The organism is Pseudoalteromonas sp. 68 DY56-GL68 (genome assembly GCF_041414825.1).
In the GTDB taxonomy this organism is placed as follows: Bacteria; Pseudomonadota; Gammaproteobacteria; order Enterobacterales; family Alteromonadaceae; genus Pseudoalteromonas.
The window spans coordinates 453,832-473,392 of record NZ_JAOCZL010000006.1 but is presented as its reverse complement, the minus strand read 5'-3'; the positions used below and the strand labels follow the sequence as shown (position 1 = coordinate 473,392).

The following is a 19,561-nucleotide window of genomic DNA, read 5'->3' as shown; positions in this document are numbered from 1 at the left end:
GCACCAATAAAGTGCGCAAAAATAGCTTATGAATGAAAAGCTGCTGACTGATCTGTGTTTATCATGTGGCAACTGCTTTTAACAATTTCCTTCAATTTATCTGTTCTGTAAACCGATGGGGCAGAGCCAAACTCTCGTTTAAATGCATTACAAAAAGTGGCTGAGTTACTAAAGCCACTCGATAGTGCAATCGCTTTCACTGAAAGCTTTTTATCATCTAACATCTTAATGGCAACAGCTAAGCGTTTTTCCATCACATAGACACGATAAGTAGTATTTAAGTTGCGCCGAAAATCTCGTTCTAGCTTTTTTCTATTGGGGTAGTTGAGTGCGTCAACTAGCCAGTTCATCGTTATTTTTTTGCCGGCAATAATGCCTTCGTTTAGGGTTTTATCTACACACTCCTTAAAGTTGTTAGAAGAAGGTGAAAGGGCTACTCGTTTACCTAAATCATTCATTATTTAACCTAAATTTATGTTAGTAATAGATGCAATGGTCAGTATTTTGTGGTGTATTTTTGACCTGATTTTAAATTTAAAAAGGGCAGCATCCGTTTCTAAAAAGAAAACAATGAGATGATAATAAAAATCATTACTTTGTTCATCGTGTAGTCATTTTTAATTGCGACAATTACAGTAATATCTGATTTTTCTGATCTGTTTGGCTTAAAACTGCTCAGTCTAACTAGTATTTAAGTTTTGGGTTGTGGTGAGGGTAATAGAATAAAAAAAAGCAGCTGGCGCTGCTTTATTGTAGATCAAATTAGTATCACATTTGCGATTGCAGGTAATTCTCAAGTCCTGCGGTTTTGATTAGCTGCTGTTGTGTCTCAAGCCAATCAATTTGTTCTTCTTGCTCGTTTAAAATGTTATCTAACGCTTCACGGCTAATATAGTCTTTTTTCTCTTCAGCAAGTTTAATGGCTGCTTTAAGATCAGGGAGTGAGTCAAGTTCAAAGCCCATGTTTGCTTCGATCATTTCTTCAGAGTTTTCGCCAATACGAAGACGCCCTAAGTCTTGTAGGTTAGGTAGACCTTCTAAAAATAAAATACGCTCAATTAGACGGTCAGCGTTTTTCATTTTTTGAATAGATACTTTGTAATCAGCTTTATCTAGTTTAGAAAAGCCAAAATCTTTAAACATGCGTGCATGTAAAAAGTATTGGTTAATACCAACTAGTTCGTTGGCTAACACTTTATTTAATGCTGCAATTACGCTTTTATCGCCTTTCATACGTTTAGCCTCTATTCGCCCATTTGAGATTGGTGGTAGTTCTGGCTACCAATTTTGTCGATTAAGCCAAGTTGCTGTTCAAGCCAATAAACATGATCTTCTTCGGTATCAAATAATAGCTTTTCAAGTACTTCACGAGATTGATAATCTTTCTCTTGCTCACAAATTGCAATGGCTTCTTTAACGCAGTCAACGACTTCTAGTTCAAGAGTTAGGTCATTTTGCATCATACTTTTCACGTCAGAACCAATTAATAGGTCACGACGTTTCGTCATGTTAGGCACGCCCTCTAAAAATAAAATACGTTTGATTAGCCAATCTGCGTGATCTTTCTCTTCTTCCATTTCATGGTTAAGGCGCTCGTACAGTTTATTTAGGCCCCAATCATCATACATGCGAGAGTGGATAAAGTATTGATCTATAGCGGCTAATTCGTTAGCGAGAAGTTTGTTAAAACTGTCTATGACTTTTTGGTTACCTTTCATCGTGCTGTCCTCAAATTCCAAGTTGCGATAATTGTAGTACATTAAAACAAGAATGCAAATATTTTCCTTGCAAATCAGTTGGTTACTATTGATTGTGATTCTCGTTTAAGTTTGCGTTAGTGATCGATTTGTGAACAATTTATTGTTTGTATTTTCACAAATAAAAAAGCCCTTACTAGAAGGGCTTATAAAGTAATATTCAGTTAAATATTAAAAACTATATTTAGCACCGAGTGTTACTGTGGTGCCTAAACCTTTAATGTTATAGCCACCATATGTATATGCTTGAGCACGAGCAGGGAAGTAATCATTATTAAAGAGGTTTTCTACGCCCATAAATGCTTGCCAATTGTCAGCAAAATTGTAACGACCGCTCAAATTGAAAATGTTATAGCTATCAATAGGGCCCTGATCACCTACGTAATCACCGTCTGCATTTGGTTCAAAGCGTTTACGCGAACCTACATAGAGGTAGCTCACACTTAATGAAAGCTCATCGCTTGGCTGCCAGTTTAAGTTAGCTGTGCCTTTTGGTGGGCTAATTTGTCGAGAGCCAAGGTAGATATCGTCTTCTGTGTTTTTACCTTCAACATAGCTGTAAGTAGCAACTAGACTTAAAGTTGGGTTGATAGTGTAGTCAACTATTGTTTCGTAACCCCAGATCTCTTGTGGTGCACGTACAGGCTCATAAACACCCGTTACTTCATTAAAGCTATTCGTTGTCCCGAACTCTGACGTACTACGGTAAGCTGCAAATTCAAAGCGTACATCATCAAATTGAGATGTAAAACCAACTTCATAGTTATCAATGATTGAAGCTTCAGTTTGAATTAACCCAATATCGTTCACAGTTGCAGAACGTAAAAGGCGGCCAATATCAGAAATATCAGAGCCTTGCGAGTAATTTGCAAACGGGCTAAATGCATCCGATAAGTTGTATTTTACGCCAATGTTGTAGGTTGTAGCGTCGTAATCAATGGTATCGCCTTTAACACTCAATGGTACTGAGCATTGTGTTGCTGAACGGCAAAGCTTTAAAGTGTTGTAATCATCAACCGTTAAATCAATGCTTTCTTTACGAACACCCGCTTTAACAATGATGTCGTTGTTGATAACCCATTTAGTTTGTAGGAAGCCAGCAATACTTTCCATTTCCATTTCAGGAACCCAAACGCGACCATCTACAAGCGGTTGAGAAGTGGTATCGTTCAAAGCATCTAAACCATAAATAAATGTTGCCTCAACAGTGTCAAAATCAACCAGTGTGTTAAATGTAGCGCGTGCACCTTCTTTTTCAGAGCGGATGATTGATTGACCGCCATCGTAACCTTCGTCAGGGTTAGCAAGGTTTGGTGAAAAGAAAAATATATTTTCGATATCTTGCATATACAGATCTAGGGTCATTTGGGTGTTTTCAAATAACGCGTAGTCTGTGTATTTTAAAGTAATGTTTTCATTACCGTCTGGGCCCTGCGGCTTACCACGTTTTTGTAGCTCTTTTGGTACGTGAATAGCGTATGTTTTCTCGCCTTTGTTACCATCACCAACTACATCACCTAAATCAGTTTTTTGTTGTGAGCTGAAGTAGTTATAGCTAAATTGTAGTTGTTTTTCGTCATCAAAGTCATAACTTAGCTTTGTGAAGTAGTTTTCAGTTACAGCATCAGATAAGCCGTACTGAAGGCCTAAAATATCGCCTTCTGCGTCACGTTGCACACCATTTTCTTCATAACTAGCTGTAAATAAGTAACTTAATTTATCTGCGCGACCATTAATTGCAGCTGAGATTCGTGCTCCCGCACTCTCTTCTAATTTAACTGCACTAAAACGTGACGATAGGCTGATTTCACCTTCTGTTTCACCATCGCTGCTAGCTTGCTTAGTGATGTAGTTAATAATGCCGCCTGATGCGCCATTACCATATACCGATGTAGCACCTTTAATTACCTCAATGCGAGCAATGGCACTAGGGTCGAGTGTTTTAACGCCTAATGAGCCATTTCTAAGTGGTGTTGATTGTGGCACACCGTCAATCATAACCAGTGGAGCACGACCACGTAAGCTCTGACCCGTATTACTTGAACTATTTGTATCTGGTGCAAGCCCTGGAACCATCTGTGATAGTAAGCTTTGTAGTTCTGGATTAACCTTTAAATGCTCTTCGATTTGCTTTTGGTTAATAATGGTTATTGACGCAGGAACTTCATCGATGCTTTCAAATACGCGGCTACCAGAAACAACAACGTGCTCCATTTCTTCAGCGGTTAATTTTTTATTGATTGAGTCATCAGCGAAAGAATAGCTACTTACTGCCAGTGCAATAAGTGTTAACGACGTTCTTAACATGGTTGTCCTTGTTAAAAAAAGATAAATAGACTGTTTAGTGGGGCAGAAGTGTAAATGTAAAGAAGTGTAAAGGCAAGGGTAATGATAATGATTTGCAATAATGGGTAAAAAATAAAATATAAAAATGGTTACGAGTACCTTGGCTAATAAATTAGTCTAGGTAGTGTTTTAAGTCCTCAGGTACTGGCATTACTTTAAATGGATTAACGTCAGTTCCTCCTGTATTTCCCTTAGGAACCCATAAACGAGAAAATATAACCGATGCAAAAATGCGCATAAACTGGCCGATAACTTCTTTGTAATTATGTGTTTTAAAGCCAATTTTACACATCCACCAGTGCGATAATGTGTGAGGAATAATATAAGATTGGCCTAGAATATGGGCTCTTTCTAGATGTGTAAAAGCCTGCGTGTATTCGCCGTTATTGTATGCTGATTTTGCTTGCAGCATTTCGTTATTGAACGCGTTTTTGAGTTTAGTTTTCATAATCAGTCCATATGAAAAAGAGCAATCAAGATTAAAAGCTTGCTACTTATTGTGCCTCTTGTACCAAAAGTAAACGCCCGAAACCACAAAAAATAAAGGAGAAATAGCAAGTATTAACCACAGTAATTGCACAATCGGTCCTGCAAAATCACCTATATGAAACTTATATTTAAAGTTCCATGTTTGTGTGGTCCAAGAGCTTTTACTGGCATCATAACTTGCCACAATATCCGCTGAGTATGGGTTAGCCCATACCCAACTATAAGCATGACTTTCACCTGGGTTCTCTATCCTAAAACCAATGTTGTCACTTGGCTTTTTAGGTAAGTAAATTCTAAATAACTGACTTTTCGGAAATACGGTTAGTGCATTATCAAATGCTTTTTGAACTTGATGAGGTGCGTTCTCTGAAGGGGGAATCACTGCCGGTGGTTTAGGTCTGTCTTCAACAGTGCCTTGCATCACAAACTCTAATACGGCTTTTGTTTGTTCTTTCCAGTTAAACGCCATACCTGTATAAGCAATTAAAATAAGAGGAATTAAAAAATACACGCCCAGAACGGTATGCAGCTGATACATCAACACTCTAAACTTTGCTTTACGCTTAATAGCCAAGCGTTTCATACGATTTTTTGGTTTAACCCAGATATAAAAGCCAAGCAAAATTTCAATAATAAGAATGAGCGCACACACAGATACCCAGTTTCTTAAAGGGCGGTTTTTATCACCATCTTCATAAAGCAGCCAACGATGCAAAGCCATGGTAAAGCCATAAATAGTGCTGTAGTAATCGTATTCATATAAAATTTGGCCGTTGTAAGGGTTAACACTTACATAGCGGGTATTGGCCAGCTGTAATTGCCACGCAAGATCACTTCGCTGCTCAGGCATTAACAGAGTGACGGGTTGCTCGGTTGAAGCTGAAACGTGTTTGATAAGACTATCAAAATCAAGTGTTGATGCTGCTGGGGTAACTGTCCACTTATCGCTTTGAGTAAGGTATTGAATGTCTTTTGCGTAAATAAGCAATGCACCGGTCAAACTTAAACAAATTAAAAATAAACCGCTTATTAAGGCAAAGAATAAATGCGTACGACGTAAACACAACTTCAACAAGGTTTGTTCCTTCAGTATGCTGTTAAAACAAAACTGAATAGTAAATGATAACGCGTAACATTTACACTAAAACTTGTTCAATAGTGCAGCTTTCGATGGCAAAATTAGCATGTAAAAAGTGACGAATTTCATCGTTATTGATGTTTTGCTTGGCACTAAATTTAAGCTCACAATGAATATGATGGTCATCTATCTGCCATGTTTTAAGATAATCAATTTCAGCCATTGTAAATTGTGCTTTCAACTGGGTTATAGCTTCTGGTGAGTTAAAGTTATCAGGGGCCGCTTGCATTAAAATTTTGCTACTGGCAATCAACAGTAAAATACCGTGGTAAATGACATAAATCGAAATCAGCATGGTGGCAATTAAATCAACAATGTACCACTGATACAAAATGATTAAGGTACCGGCGATTATCACCACCACCGAAGCCATTGCATCCGATATATTATGAATAAATGCAGCACGAATGTTCATACTGTCTTTTGCACCCGCCTTGTAAGTTAAAAGGGCGGTGACTAGGTCAATAATGAGCGCAAGGCCTGCAACCCAAATGATGATCCAGCCGTCAATGGGCTCTGGGTTTAAGTAGTTGGAGATGGCTTCAACAATTAGGTAACCGCCAATCACAATTAAACTTAGGCTGTTAAACAAGGTTGCAAGGATCTCGGCGCGTTTATAACCATATTGGTAGCGTTCATTGGCAGGTTTTGCGCCAATTTTGCGCGCAATCAAAGCAATAAAGAGTGACGACGCATCGCTTAAATTATGTAATGCATCGGCAATTAAGGATAAGCTTCCAGAAACAAGTCCGCCAATCACCTGAGCGACAGTTAATAACACATTAATCGCAACAGCCAACATAAGTTGGCGGGTGCTTTGGTTATTTGTATCGTGATGATGGTGGTGTCCGTGTCCCATAAAAATTACCTAGTTTTTGTTTTGCCTTATTTTTATATCATGCGAATACGCTTTTTGAAATGTTTGTAATCATTTGCTTGTGTACACTAATAATTTACTGTTCAAATGCAGGTGGATTTGTTAGTTTAGCGTCGTTGTACCAATTTTTAGATTCTAATTTTTAGGTTCTGTGTGAAAGCTGCATTTATTATTTTGATTAGCGTATTATTGCTCCAGCCATTGCTGGATAGCTTTGATGTGGCCGATCATAATGCTGCGTTTAACCAAGCTTCGGTCCTGTTATCTGAAGAAATCGACCTTGAAGCCCATTGCGCTGTCAATGGCGATCATCAACTACACCAATCTGAACATGCCGAGCTTGCAAAACAGTTATCTGACTCAGCTGAGAAAGGCCATTGTCACGTTTGTCATAGCCCTGCATTTGTAGATTCGCTGCAATTGTCTGAGCCTACTGATATCTATTTTACTAAAATAGAATCACTCGATTTAAACTTCAAATCAGCTGACTTAGCACCGCTACATCGCCCACCAATTTTGCTCTTACTTAACTCTATCCTTTAGATTCGTTTTGGGCCAAGCCCATTTTAAGTAAGAGAAAATATATGTTTTTAAGAAATTTTATGCGTTACGCATTGCTGTGCGTATGTTTTATGTATGTCACAAATAATAACGCTTCAGAGCAGGCGCATGATCACCAAGAAAATGAGCAAGCTAATGAAGTAAGTTTAACTGAGCAACAACAGCAACTAGCTAATATAAAGGTTGAACGCCTTGTACTAAAAACACACAATCAAACTTTGTATGCCCCAGGTGAAATTAAAGCCAATGGCTATGCCAGTTATGTGGTATCACCGCGTGTTGATTCAATTGTTGTAAAGCGCCATGCTTTGCTTGGGCAACACGTAAATAAAGGAGACTCTTTAGTCACCTTATTTAGTGGTGAAGTTGCCAGCCAACAAACTGAATTTAGATTAGCAGAAGCTGAGTGGCAACGAGTCACTAAAATGACACGCGGCACACTGAGCGAAAAGCAAATCCTGACCGCTAAAGCCGAATATGAAGTCGCCTATAGCCGACTTGTTGCCTTTGGTTTATCGAAACAAGCCATTGCGCAAACACTCACTATAACGCCTGAAAAACTCGGTGAATACACCTTGTTTGCACAAACATCGGGTGCTGTTTTAACTGATAACTTTGCCCAAGGTCAGCGTGTTGATTCGGGTATTGAGCTGATGCTTATAGCCGATGAGTCAGCGCTTTGGGTTGCCGCACAGCTTTCAGCTAATCAAGACCGTACTATCAGTAATGGTTCTAAGGCGCAATTAGAAGTAAATGGCCATCGCTACCAAGCAACAGTTATTCAAGAAGCGCATACGATTGATGAACAAACACGCTCGCGAACAGTCAGGCTCGAAGTAAAAAACACGCAACATAGTTTGCATCCGGGTATGTTTGCGGATGTGTATTTCCATTTTGAAACAGAGCAAGCTGTACTTGCCGTACCGGAAAATGCGTTAACACGCAGTGCCGATGGCGACTGGCAATTATTTGTTGTAGATGATGATGGTGGCTTTATCGCAAAAGAAGTGACTCTCGGCCGAAGCTTTGGTGATTACCGTGAAGTGTTTGATATTGAAGCTGGGCTTGAAGTTGTCACCCAAGGTGCTTTTTTTATTGCATCACAACTAGCTAAAGGCGGATTCGATCCGCATAACCACTAGAGGTGACGCATGTTTAATTTATTAATCGAGGCGGTGATAAAGAACCGTCTACTGGTGGTACTTGCCTTGCTTACAGCGATCGCGGTGAGTGTATTTATGATCCCAAAGCTCAATCTAGATGCGTTTCCCGATGTGACGAATGTACAAGTCGCGGTGAATACCGAAGCGCCAGGGCTTGCGGCTGAAGAAGTAGAGCAACTGATCACATACCCGATAGAAGCGGTTATGTATGCACTGCCCGATGTAGAGCAGGTTCGTTCTATTTCTAAAACGGGGCTATCGGGCGTCACTGTGGTGTTTAAAGAAGGTGTTGATATTTACTTTGCTAGGCAACTGGTTTTTGAACGGTTGCAGTCTGCTAAAGAGTTGATACCAGATGGCGTGGGTATGCCAACAATGGGCCCTAACACATCAGGGCTTGGACAAGTCTATCAGTATTTACTTGAAGCAAAGCCGAGTGCCAACATTGATAGCATGGCACTGCGTAGTTTGAATGATTGGGTTGTCAAATTACTTATTTTACCTATTGATGGTGTGACCGATATTCTGTCATTTGGCGGTGAGGTAAAGCAGTATCAAGTAAATTTAAACCCCAATAAGTTATTAGCTTATGACTTAACACAACAAGATGTTAGTAACGCACTAGGTGCTAACAACTCTAATGTGGGTGGCTGGTATATGAACCGTGGTCAAGAGCAGCTTGTTATTCGTGGTACAGGTTGGTTTACCCCAGGCGAAAAAGGGCTTGCTGAGATTGCACAAACACCTATCAAAACCATTGATGGGACGGTCGTTAAAGTGGCTGATGTTGCGAATGTTGAGCTTGGCAGTGAAATTCGTCAAGGTGCTGTCACCTTGTCAAAACGCAATGATCAAGGCGAAATAGTCAATCGTGGTGAAGTGGTTACTGGTATCGTGCTAAAGCGAATGGGCGCAAATACCAAGCAAACAATTGATGGAATCAACGCGCGTATCGAGATGATAAATCAAGCACTGCCAAAGGGGGTTGAATTTAAAGCAATTTACGACCAAGCAGAGCTTATAAGCCAAGCGGTACAAACCGTTATTGATGCACTGCTTTTAGCTTTTGTATTTATTATCATAGTATTAGCGCTATTTTTGTTGGATTTAAGAGCGACATTTTTGGTGCTGTTGTCGATCCCTATTTCGATAGGATTAGCACTAAGTGTCATGGCATGGCTTGGATTATCGGCAAACTTAATGTCGTTAGGTGGTATTGCTGTTGCCATCGGTATGCTGGTAGATGGCTCAGTGGTGATGGTTGAGAATGTATTTAGGCATTTAGGGCTAAAGCATAATCAACATAAGCCTTCTTCACAGCTGGTTGCTATTGCTGCAAAAGAAGTGGCACGGCCTATCTTTTTTGCCTCTTTGATCATTCTAACGGTATTTTTACCGCTGTTTAGCTTTGAAGGCGTTGAGGCGAAGTTATTTCAACCAATGGCAGTGAGCATCATGTTGGCAATTATTAGTGCTGTGATCGTTGCCTTGGTTGTAGTACCAGCTCTGTGTGTGTACTTATTTGCTAAGGGCGTGACAGTAAAACAAAGTATTCTGTTAAAACCTATCGATATGCTTTATCAACGGGCTTTACAAAAAGCATTGCAGGCTAAACGCAGCGTTTTAGCTATAGCAGGGTTATTACTGATTGTAGCGGCCGTAATGCTACCAAGGCTGGGTACTGAATTTGTGCCAGAGCTTGAAGAAGGCACTATTAATCTACGTGTGACACTTGCTCCCTCTGCAAGTCTTGATACAGCAATCTCAGTTGCGCCAAAGCTTGAAGCCATGTTGCTTGAATTTAGTGAGGTTGAATATGCGCTAAGCCGAATCGGTCGTGCTGAAGTGGGGGGCGATCCTGAACCGGTTAACAATATTGAAATCTATTTAGGCTTAAAACCTCATGAACAATGGGTAAATGCGAAAACGCGTGTTGAATTGCAACAGCTAATGGAAGCCAAGCTTGAGCAATTCCCTGGACTTTTGTTCAATTTTTCACAGCCTATAGCTACCCGAGTAGATGAGCTTTTATCGGGTGTTAAAGCGCAATTGGCAATTAAGTTGTTCGGTAGTGACTTGGCGGTGTTGAGTGAAAAAGGCCAACAAATTGAGCAGCTAGTTCAGCAAATACCTGGCGCTAAAGATGTCGCGATGGAGCAAATAGGCGGTGAAGCACAGCTCATAGTCAAACCCAACCGTTTAGCATTATCGCGCTTTGGTTTATCGGTGGCTGATTTGATGGATGTGGTTCAGCATGGTATTGGTGGACAATCGACAGGGCAAATCATCAATGCTAATGAGCGTTATGATATTTATGTGCGTATAGCAAAAAGCTATCGCCAAAACCCAGATGTGATTGCTGATCTTCGACTGCGAACCCCTGCGGGTGCCATTGTTAGGGTGGGGGATGTAGCCGATGTACAGATTGAATCTGGCGCTCCACAAGTTCGTCGTGATGATGTGCAAAGGCGGGTGGTTATTCAAGCAAATGTGCAGGGGCGAGATATGGGCTCTGTGGTTGCTGATATACGCGCTGCCATTGCTGATAGAATGCAGCTGCCAAGTGGTTACAGTGTGGCTATTGGCGGGCAGTTCGAAAACCAGCAACGGGCACAACAGCGGCTGATGATTGTAGTGCCTGTGGCATTGCTACTCATTGCATTATTGCTTTATTTTGCATTTAGTAACTTATCGCAAGTATTGCTAATTTTAGTTAATGTTCCTCTAGCTGTGATTGGTGGGGTGATAGCATTATATGTTTCTGGGCAATATTTATCAGTGCCTAGTTCCGTTGGTTTCATTACCTTATTTGGTGTTGCGGTATTGAATGGTGTAGTGATGGTTGAAAGCATTAACCATCGAGTTAGTGCTGGCGATAGCAAAGATAAAGCGGTATTTGAAGGCGCTGTTTCAAGGCTTAGACCTGTACTCATGACCGCGCTCACTTCAATGCTGGGGCTTATTCCGATGCTGCTCAGTACCGGAATAGGGGCTGAAATTCAAAAGCCCCTCGCTACTGTTATTGTTGGCGGTTTGGTCAGTGCAACCTTTTTAACTTTATTTGTACTTCCGGTACTTTATAAGTCGATGAGTAAGTAAAAATAAAGCAAAATGGGGCTAACTTTTAGTTGCCCCATTTTTAATGCACTGTATTTCTGTAAAGGGCGTTTACACTATGCTGAAGCCCTTATAAAATGGGCGTTACAATAATGATGTAAAAAGGAATACAGAGTGAGTAACGCAATTACAATTCGTCCAGCAGTAGCAAGTGATGCTGCAACAATCCTACATTTTATTACCGAGCTCGCTATCTACGAAAAAGAGCCTGACGCAGTTAAAACAGACGAACAAGCTATTTTAAAAACGTTATTCAGTGAAGGTGCAACGGCGCACAGTGTTATTTGTTTAGAGGGCAATACACCAATTGGTTTTGCTGTGTATTTTTATAATTACTCAACCTGGCTTGGTAAAAATGGTTTGTATTTAGAAGATCTTTACGTCAGTGCAGACAGCCGTGGTAAAGGCGCTGGTAAGCAGATTATGCAATACCTAGCTAAGCAAGCTCTCGAAAAAGACTGTGGTCGCTTTGAGTGGGTGGTACTTGATTGGAATAAACCAGCCATTGATTTTTACGACAGCATTGGTGCTAAACCACAAAACGAATGGATTATCTACCGCTTAACAGGTCAAGAGCTGATTGATTTTGCGCATCAGTAAAAGCAACTAAGTTTAGCTGTAAAATAACAAATTAAAATATAAATAAAAATCATTTGCATTTGATCTTTTCTGTGTGTAGTTTAAATACACAGGTTTTAAGTGCAGGTGATTTTATGACTCAAACAACATCCCACACAGCGCCAACATATCAACCAATTGACGATGCACTTGCCCCATGGCAAAAGGCAATTTATGAAGGTAATTTATCATTTGAATGTGGGGACTTAGTTGTTGCTCGTGACCACTATACAGTCGCTGCAAATATTGCGGAGACACTAATGGCACAGTTTACGAATATACCCTACAGCCACACAGTGGCCGATTCACTATCACATTGCTTCCCGGCGTTTGTTGTTGCAACGCATAACTTAGCAGATACGTTTAAAGTGATGGGTCAACCAGAAAAAGCATGTAATTGGTTATGCCACGCTCATCAAAAGCTTAGCTTGGTGTTATGCCATCCCAATGAAAAAATACGACATCTCGTTCTGCATCATCATCACAAAACCTATTTTGAATTGGTTAAATTTGCCCAAATGTCCGCAGATTTTCCTGAATTGATCACACGCATAAATCATGTATTAAGTGATCATCCTCACAAAACACAGTTACTTCATTAATGATAAGGAAACATGATGGCTTACACATTACCGACATTAGAGTATAGCTATGAAGCACTTGAACCACATATTGATGCGAAAACGATGGAAATTCATCATACACTCCATCATCAAACTTATATCAATAAAGCTAACGCCGCATTAGAAGGCAGCCACTATAGTGAACAGGATGCTGAAAAGTTACTTCGTACCATAGGCTCACTTCCTGAGTCATTACAAAAAGCGGTGCAAGAGCATGTGGGCGGTCACCATAATCATTCATTATTTTGGCAAGTGATGACACCAAACGGTGGCGGTCAGCCAAGTGGTGAATTAAATACAGCGATTGTTGAAGCATTCGGTAGCTTTGATAAGTTTAAAGAGCAATTTACCAATGCAGCGGTTAGTCGCTTTGGTAGTGGCTGGGCTTGGTTATGTGTTGATAAGAACAACCAGCTTGTTGTTGAAAGTAGCCTAAATCAAGATAGCCCTTTGATGCATAACCACACACCTATACTGGGCCTAGATGTATGGGAACACGCCTATTATTTGAAATATCAAAATCGTCGTCCTGAATACATCGCCGCATTTTATGAGGTTATTAATTGGCCTGAAGTTGAGCGCCATTATTTAGCAGCAACTAAATAAACGTTTATCAAATAGGTCAAGGTCCGAAACTGGCTAGTCAAAAAAAATTATTCAGTTAAGCTAAGCATATTAGCGAGTAACGAGAATAATTATGACTAGCCAACAATGGCAAACAGCGAGGCAAAGCCGTGACGCTCGTTTTGACGGCGTATTTTTTGTTGCTGTTAAAAGTACGGGCATTTATTGCAGACCTATTTGCCCCGCACCGACTGCGCAAGAAAAAAATGTTGAGTACTATCAGTACGCGCATTTAGCCGCGCAAGCTGGTTTTAGACCTTGCATACGCTGTCGTCCAGACAGTGCCCCCAATAGCCCTGCATGGTTAGGGACCAAAACCACCGCATTACGTGCTAAGCAACTCATTGATAAAGGAGAAGCCTACGATTGTGAGGTATTAGCTGATAGGCTAGGGGTGTCGAGTCGTTACTTACGTCGTTTGTTTAATCAACATTTTGGACTCTCGATCACCCAATATCGATTATTTAATCAATGCAATTTTGCCAAGCAGTTATTACAAGAAACCGATTTGTCGGTGGCAGATATCGCATTTGCATCAGGTTTTAACAGTATCCGCCGTTTTAATGATGCATTTTTGAAGCAATTAAATATTGCCCCGTCCAAGCTGCGTAAGTCAGATAAAAAGCCAAGTGCGACATTAAATTTAACACTGGCTTTTAGGCCGCCTTATAATTGGCAGGCATACCATGGCTTTTTACAGCGCCGTTTGATTAGTGGCCTTGAATGGCTTACTGCAACGAGCTATGGTCGAACCTTTAAAGACAAACATTGCCAAGGGCAATTTACCGCACATTTTGTTGAGCATAAAAATCACTTTAAAGTGGTCATTGATATTGATAACACCCGTTATTTACAGCAAGTGATCAACAATATTCGACGTGTGCTAGATTTAGATGCCGATACGCACACCATAGAGCTGCATTTAAATGCAGAGCTCAAAGGTGCAATGCCGCTAAGTGAAGGGCTGCGATTACCTGGGATTTGGTCAGAGTATGAAGCAGGTATTCGCGCCGTCCTTGGTCAGCAGGTAAGTGTAACGGCTGCTCATAACCTAGTGACGCAGCTTGTGAACGAGTTTAATCAGCACAGCGACACCTCTTATTTTCCAAGCCCCGAGTGGGTCGCTAACTCAGAGCTCGACTTTTTTAAAATGCCGCAAGCACGTAAAGATGCGCTTAGGCGTTTAAGTGATTATTGTTATCAAAACCCAGACAACCAAGAACTTGATAATTGGCTAGAACTAAAAGGTATTGGCCCATGGACAGTTAATTACGCCAAACTGCGTGGTCAAAGCCACCCTGATATTTTACTGGCTGGCGATTTAGGGGTTAAAAAAGCCCTCGCTGGAGTAAGCGAATTTGATAGCGAACGATGCGCACCTTTTCGTTCATATTTAACTTTTCAACTATGGCAGCAACTATGAGCATGCAACAAGTTATTATGCCAAGCCCCATTGGCGACATTACCATTCAAAGTACTTCAAAAGGTATTAGTTATGTAGGCTTTTACCCAGTTGAGAACATGCAAACAGATAAGGTGAATGAACATACATTGACACCGATTTTAATCTGTATTAGCGAGCTGAATGAATATTTTAACGGTGAGCGTACTGCGTTTACTGTGCCGTTAGATACCAAAGGTACAGACTTTCAAAGGCAAGTTTGGCGTGCACTAATGAACGTTGAATTTGGCGCAAGTAAGAGTTACCAAGATATTGCGCTGGCTATTAATAACCCAAAAGCAGTGCGTGCTGTTGGGGCGGCAAATGGTAAAAATCCAATCAGTATAATTGTGCCATGCCATCGAATTATTGGCGCAAATGGTAAACTAACAGGCTACGCTGGGGGACTTAGTAGAAAAGAGTGGTTGCTTAGGCACGAAGGCATTTTGTAAAAATTAAGTTTGGCTTCTACACTGGTATTAATTTACTAAATTCGTAGTTTATTATGACAGTGACGTTATTTTATATTAGGTGTGTAGTAGCCATTGCCATGTTTGCCACATTTTATTCGCAAGCCAGAAGCATACAGACTATCAATATTTGTTATGCTGATTCTGCGAAAGCGCCACTATTTTTGAACGCCCGGAATGAAATCCCCATTTTTGCGGCCCAAACCCAATTCAATATTTTAAAACACATTGACGATAACCTGGCTAAGATAAATTTTATTTTGCACAAAAAAACACGGCAAGCTTGTATCGAAGCAATAAAAACAGGCGAAATGGATGCTCATCTAAGCGCATTTAATCACGAAAAGTTAAGCTATGCGGCTTTTCCTGTTAATGGCAATAAGCAACCTATTAGCGAATTTGCACTTACACGATTTAGCCAATGTTTACTTGGTAATAGGCGCTTTCATACCAAGTGGGAGTCGCGGGAAGTGTTTCAGCGAAAAGCGTTCTCTCTTGTTGTGCCAAATGGGTTATTTATAGGTGATGCTGCAAGTGAAGAAACATTTTTTATAGAGCATTCATTTACGCAACAAGAGGCGGTGAATCGAGTTATAGCAGGAAATGCAGATGCAACGTTAGCAATATGCGAAATCGGTAATAACACAGTTGATTTGTCTGTATACCATAAACATAAATTAGCGCCTGTATTTCCGCCGCTTAATACGACAACGGCTTATTTAGCTTTTTCAAACAGCTTTTATTCAAAACATGAAAATGTGGCTAAACTAGTGTGGCAGCAGCTAGCAAAACAACCTATTTCCTCTCATTACGCTCAACTTCTTCATCTAAACGTGACCGATTAAAGCACTGCACTTTAAAACGCAAAGGAAAGGGTGATGTTACGGCGTGATTAAGGTAGCATATTGCGACTTTATTTTATGGGCAACCTCATGGCACAGCTGTACTTTTATTATTCTGCGATGAATGCAGGAAAATCGACAACACTTTTACAATCTGCATTTAACTACCGTGAACGAGGTATGGAACCCGTTATTTTAACTGCGGCAATAGATGATCGTGCAGGGGTGGGTAAAGTGTCATCGCGAATTGGTTTACAAGCTGATGCACACATTTTTGATGCTGATAAAAACGTATTTGAATTGATTAAAACGTTGCACGCGGAGCAAAAGCGTCACTGTATTTTAGTTGACGAATGTCAGTTTTTATCAAAAGAGCAAGTTATGCAACTGACTGATGTGGTTGATGAATTAGGTATACCGGTACTTTGTTATGGCTTACGTAATGACTTTAGAGGCGAGTTGTTTAGCGGCTCACAATACCTACTTGCATGGGCAGATAAACTCATTGAGCTAAAAACGGTGTGCCATTGCGGCCGTAAAGCGAACCATGTACTGCGCACAGATGAACAGGGCAATGCAATAGCTGACGGTAATCAGGTAGAAATTGGCGGCAACGACCGCTACGTATCGGTATGCCGCAAACACTATAAAGAAGCGTTAAATCTCGGCCGATAACGCCGAAATAAAGCTATCTATATCCTGCTTAGTGACACCTAAATGGGTTACTAAGCGCAGTGGTTTACCTGCTGAAAATAGTATGCTTTGCTTTTTTAGGGCTTTTACTACAGCGTTTAAATCGATACTTTCATCAACATTTGCGTAAACAATGTTGGTGTCGATTTGAAACGATGATGTGTCAAAACCCGCTAACGAATTTAACTTCTGTGCTAAATAAGCGGCGTTATCGTGGTCATCAGCAAGTCGTGCTACGTGATGCTCAAGTGCATACTGCCCTGCGGCAGCAAGCATACCCGCTTGGCGCATACCACCACCGAGCACTTTACGCCAGCGGCGTGCTTTATCTATTAATGCTCTGTTACCTAACAAAAGTGAGCCTACAGGGGCTCCAAGCCCTTTTGATAAGCAAATAGACACCGAATCAAAATACTGGGTGATTTCTCTAATATCAACCCCTAACTTAACCGCAGCGTTATACACACGGGCACCGTCTAAGTGCAGAGCAAGATTATGTTTATTTACACATTCTCTTGCTTGTTTAAGGTAGCTAAGCGGGAGTACTTTGCCGCCAATGGTGTTTTCTAAGCTCAGTAGTTTGGTTTTTGCAAAGTGAAAATCATCAGCTTTAATTGCAGCCACTACTTTGTCTAAATCTATGGTGCCATCAGTATTATTTTCGATAGGTTGTGGCTGAATAGAGCCTAAAACAGCAGCACCGCCACCTTCGAATTTGTAATTATGTGCTTGTTGACCGCAAATGTATTCGTCACCACGTTCACAATGCGCCATCAGTGCCAGTAAATTTGCTTGTGTACCTGAGCTACAATAAAGGGCGCTTTCAAAACCATGGCGCTCAGCAGCATATTGTTCAAGCTGATTAACGCTTGGGTCGTCGCCGTAAACATCATCACCGACAGCTGCGTCATTCATAACTGCGCGCATCTGTGCTGTTGGTTTAGTTACTGTGTCTGAACGAAAGTCGATCATCTTATTATCCTTATACTAGTTCGTTGAGAATGGCTTGGCGGTCGTTTTTATCAAAGTAACTCCAAGCGATGAAGCGACTTATTTTTTGGCCTTGTGCCATTTTTATAACTTTTACATCTTTCACATCAAGTGTACTAAGCAATTTTTTTAAAGCTGGCAAGGTGTCAGACTTAGAAACCAGTGACGTAAACCAAATACATTGCGCAGCAAACTCTTGGCTTTCAATGATCATTTTACTGATAAATTCGCGCTCACCACCTTCGCACCAGAGCTCATTTTGTCGGCCACCAAAATTAAGCACTTTTTGCGGGGCTTTGTTTAAGTTTTTCCACTTACGGTCAGTACCTTGTTTGGCCTGTTGTTCACTGGCATGAAACGGTGGGTTACATAAAGTAAGGTGAAACACATCTTTATGAGAAATAATCCCTGTAAACATTTTATTGGTATTGCTTTGCTGCTTTATAGTAATTTTAAGTCGATTAAATTGCACAATTTGCTTTGCAATTTTAACGGATAAGGCATCGATATCTGAACCTGTAAAGTGCCAGCCATATTCGTGATTACCAGTAAGTGGATAAATCACATTTGCACCTGTGCCTACATCAAGCACTTTTACTTGTTTACCTGTTGGTATGTGCCCTTGGTTATCTTTTGCTAGTAAATCAGCTAAGTGATGAATGTAATCAACACGCCCAGGTACCGGCGGGCAAAGGTAGGTGTCGGGCAAATCCCAAAAATCGATTTTGTAATGACTTTTTAATAACGCTTGGTTGAGCGTTTTGACCGCTAATGCATTGGTGAAATCTATCGTATCAGTGCCCGTTGGCGTTTGCTTTATAAAGGCTGCTAGGGCAGGGGTATCTTTGCATAGCAAAGTAAAGTCGTAGCCATTTAAGTGGCGATTTCGCGGATGCATTAAGAAAAACCTATGTATATAGCCATATTAAAAGCAGATTGTAACAAATTAATCTTGGCTCTGGCGCAGTTACGGTGGATATTTTTATAACTAGCAAAAGGCAAACTGTATCTATTGCTAATTTCTTAACTTAGATATAGAAGGCTATTCGTTAACTTATCGTGTCCTAAATACGTTAAAGTTAAATACACTTAAGGTTTGCTTCGAGTGTGAAGCAAATTAGAGTAAATTTATATAACGAATTTTTACTCGGCTCTCTTTGATGATTAGTTTGGTTTCTACCAGAATATTCTTGTTGCATTTCAGTTAATAAAAGATTAAGTTCGTGAGTTGTTTAGTTTAAAATTAATTGGAATGGTGTTTAGAGACTTAATAGTGAAATTTCTATACGCACTTCTAATCATTAAGCTGTTAGTATTCTCAAGGAGAGTTCGAGTTATGATGGAAGTCTTGGGTTTAGTTATCGGGGTAATCGGTACTGCAATAGCCATATATCAAGCTGCAATTATAAATGAATCAAAAAAACGTAAGAATGAGCTCCAGTACCTTTTCGCTGGCATCAACGCTGCCGCTACTCAGAAGCAGCAAGCTTGGCAAAACCAAATTTCATTAATGCCAAAGCCAAATACTCAAGAAGAGTTGAAGTTAGCTCAGTTATGTGTAAGGGCGAGAGATGATGCTGCAGAAATTGCTAACTTAACTAGTGCGCTTGAAGGAACGATAGATCCAGATAATAGTGCAATTGTGAATATGATGGACAAATACAAATTAATTGTTGAGAAGACAAAAAGGAACGCACCTCCAACAGAGTTTGATCAGGCACCATCGAATACTAACAAGCAAAATCAACCAGACGCTGAACAGCGTGCAGCTGTTTAGGGCGTTAACTTTCATTTTTAATTGGAGGGTAGTGT

At 40.4% G+C, this 19,561-nt stretch carries 20 protein-coding genes; 11 read left to right on the top strand and 9 right to left on the bottom strand.

The window, feature by feature from the left end:
• Positions 1–26: 26 nt before the first annotated feature.
• The 7 genes from NYF15_RS02915 to NYF15_RS02885 all read right to left on the bottom strand — a co-directional run bounded on the left by NYF15_RS02915 (position 27) and on the right by NYF15_RS02885 (position 6,589).
• Positions 27–458 carry a helix-turn-helix domain-containing protein gene (locus tag NYF15_RS02915; RefSeq protein ID WP_371352731.1) on the bottom strand — a complete coding sequence of 144 codons (432 nt, stop codon included), beginning with the start codon at positions 456–458 and terminating at the stop codon, positions 27–29.
• Positions 459–768: 310 nt separating this feature from the next.
• Positions 769–1,233: a bacterioferritin gene (bfr, locus tag NYF15_RS02910; RefSeq protein ID WP_237118909.1), complete on the bottom strand. Its 465-nt coding sequence runs from the start codon at positions 1,231–1,233 to the stop codon at positions 769–771.
• A gap of 11 nt (positions 1,234–1,244) precedes the next feature.
• Positions 1,245–1,718 (bottom strand): bacterioferritin, encoded by a 474-nt coding sequence (gene bfr, locus NYF15_RS02905; protein ID WP_054552096.1) that lies wholly within the window; start codon positions 1,716–1,718, stop codon positions 1,245–1,247.
• Between the two features lie 210 nt (positions 1,719–1,928).
• Positions 1,929–4,064, bottom strand: coding sequence for a TonB-dependent receptor (locus NYF15_RS02900; protein ID WP_371352730.1), 2,136 nt, complete (start codon positions 4,062–4,064; stop codon positions 1,929–1,931).
• 151 nt (positions 4,065–4,215) lie between these two features.
• Positions 4,216–4,551 carry a DUF3703 domain-containing protein gene (locus NYF15_RS02895; RefSeq protein WP_371352729.1) on the bottom strand — a complete coding sequence of 112 codons (336 nt, stop codon included), beginning with the start codon at positions 4,549–4,551 and terminating at the stop codon, positions 4,216–4,218.
• A 42-nt stretch (positions 4,552–4,593) separates the two neighbouring features.
• Positions 4,594–5,664 carry a PepSY-associated TM helix domain-containing protein gene (locus NYF15_RS02890; RefSeq protein ID WP_371352968.1) on the bottom strand — a complete coding sequence of 357 codons (1,071 nt, stop codon included), beginning with the start codon at positions 5,662–5,664 and terminating at the stop codon, positions 4,594–4,596.
• 64 nt (positions 5,665–5,728) lie between these two features.
• Positions 5,729–6,589: a cation diffusion facilitator family transporter gene (locus tag NYF15_RS02885; protein WP_371352728.1), complete on the bottom strand. Its 861-nt coding sequence runs from the start codon at positions 6,587–6,589 to the stop codon at positions 5,729–5,731.
• Positions 6,590–6,760: 171 nt separating this feature from the next.
• On the opposite strand from NYF15_RS02885, the gene NYF15_RS02880 reads away from it, so the two are divergent.
• From NYF15_RS02880 to NYF15_RS02835, 10 genes are all read left to right on the top strand, one after another.
• Complete coding sequence (locus NYF15_RS02880) at positions 6,761–7,150, top strand: hypothetical protein (protein WP_371352727.1); 390 nt, start codon at positions 6,761–6,763, stop codon at positions 7,148–7,150.
• A 41-nt stretch (positions 7,151–7,191) separates the two neighbouring features.
• Complete coding sequence (locus tag NYF15_RS02875; RefSeq protein WP_237118904.1) at positions 7,192–8,310, top strand: efflux RND transporter periplasmic adaptor subunit; 1,119 nt, start codon at positions 7,192–7,194, stop codon at positions 8,308–8,310.
• Positions 8,311–8,319: 9 nt separating this feature from the next.
• Positions 8,320–11,430, top strand: coding sequence for an efflux RND transporter permease subunit (locus tag NYF15_RS02870; RefSeq protein WP_371352726.1), 3,111 nt, complete (start codon positions 8,320–8,322; stop codon positions 11,428–11,430).
• A 132-nt stretch (positions 11,431–11,562) separates the two neighbouring features.
• The gene (locus tag NYF15_RS02865) at positions 11,563–12,048 is read left to right on the top strand and encodes an N-acetyltransferase family protein (RefSeq protein WP_371352725.1); all 486 of its coding nucleotides are present in this window, start codon (positions 11,563–11,565) and stop codon (positions 12,046–12,048) included.
• A 113-nt stretch (positions 12,049–12,161) separates the two neighbouring features.
• Positions 12,162–12,668: a hypothetical protein gene (locus NYF15_RS02860; RefSeq protein WP_062567989.1), complete on the top strand. Its 507-nt coding sequence runs from the start codon at positions 12,162–12,164 to the stop codon at positions 12,666–12,668.
• A gap of 15 nt (positions 12,669–12,683) precedes the next feature.
• On the top strand, positions 12,684–13,295 hold the full coding sequence (locus NYF15_RS02855) for a superoxide dismutase (protein WP_371352724.1): 612 nt from the start codon (positions 12,684–12,686) through the stop codon (positions 13,293–13,295).
• 91 nt (positions 13,296–13,386) lie between these two features.
• On the top strand, positions 13,387–14,736 hold the full coding sequence (locus NYF15_RS02850) for a DNA-3-methyladenine glycosylase 2 family protein (protein ID WP_371352723.1): 1,350 nt from the start codon (positions 13,387–13,389) through the stop codon (positions 14,734–14,736).
• 2 nt (positions 14,737–14,738) lie between these two features.
• The gene (locus NYF15_RS02845) at positions 14,739–15,206 is read left to right on the top strand and encodes a methylated-DNA--[protein]-cysteine S-methyltransferase (RefSeq protein ID WP_237119324.1); all 468 of its coding nucleotides are present in this window, start codon (positions 14,739–14,741) and stop codon (positions 15,204–15,206) included.
• Positions 15,207–15,535: 329 nt separating this feature from the next.
• The gene (locus NYF15_RS02840; protein WP_371352722.1) at positions 15,536–16,069 is read left to right on the top strand and encodes a hypothetical protein; all 534 of its coding nucleotides are present in this window, start codon (positions 15,536–15,538) and stop codon (positions 16,067–16,069) included.
• Positions 16,070–16,156: 87 nt separating this feature from the next.
• The gene (locus NYF15_RS02835) at positions 16,157–16,741 is read left to right on the top strand and encodes a thymidine kinase (protein WP_130152169.1); all 585 of its coding nucleotides are present in this window, start codon (positions 16,157–16,159) and stop codon (positions 16,739–16,741) included.
• Here the strand turns inward: NYF15_RS02835 and ltaE are convergent.
• Both ltaE and rlmF read right to left on the bottom strand, forming a co-directional pair.
• On the bottom strand, positions 16,724–17,731 hold the full coding sequence (ltaE, locus tag NYF15_RS02830) for a low-specificity L-threonine aldolase (RefSeq protein WP_371352721.1): 1,008 nt from the start codon (positions 17,729–17,731) through the stop codon (positions 16,724–16,726). The two genes, NYF15_RS02835 and ltaE, sit on opposite strands and share 18 nt — an antisense overlap.
• Before the next feature lie 10 nt (positions 17,732–17,741).
• On the bottom strand, positions 17,742–18,647 hold the full coding sequence (gene rlmF, locus NYF15_RS02825) for a 23S rRNA (adenine(1618)-N(6))-methyltransferase RlmF (RefSeq protein WP_371352720.1): 906 nt from the start codon (positions 18,645–18,647) through the stop codon (positions 17,742–17,744).
• A 438-nt stretch (positions 18,648–19,085) separates the two neighbouring features.
• Between rlmF and NYF15_RS02820 the strand changes: the two genes are divergently transcribed.
• The gene (locus tag NYF15_RS02820; RefSeq protein WP_130152166.1) at positions 19,086–19,526 is read left to right on the top strand and encodes a hypothetical protein; all 441 of its coding nucleotides are present in this window, start codon (positions 19,086–19,088) and stop codon (positions 19,524–19,526) included.
• The last annotated feature ends 35 nt before the right edge of the window (positions 19,527–19,561 follow it).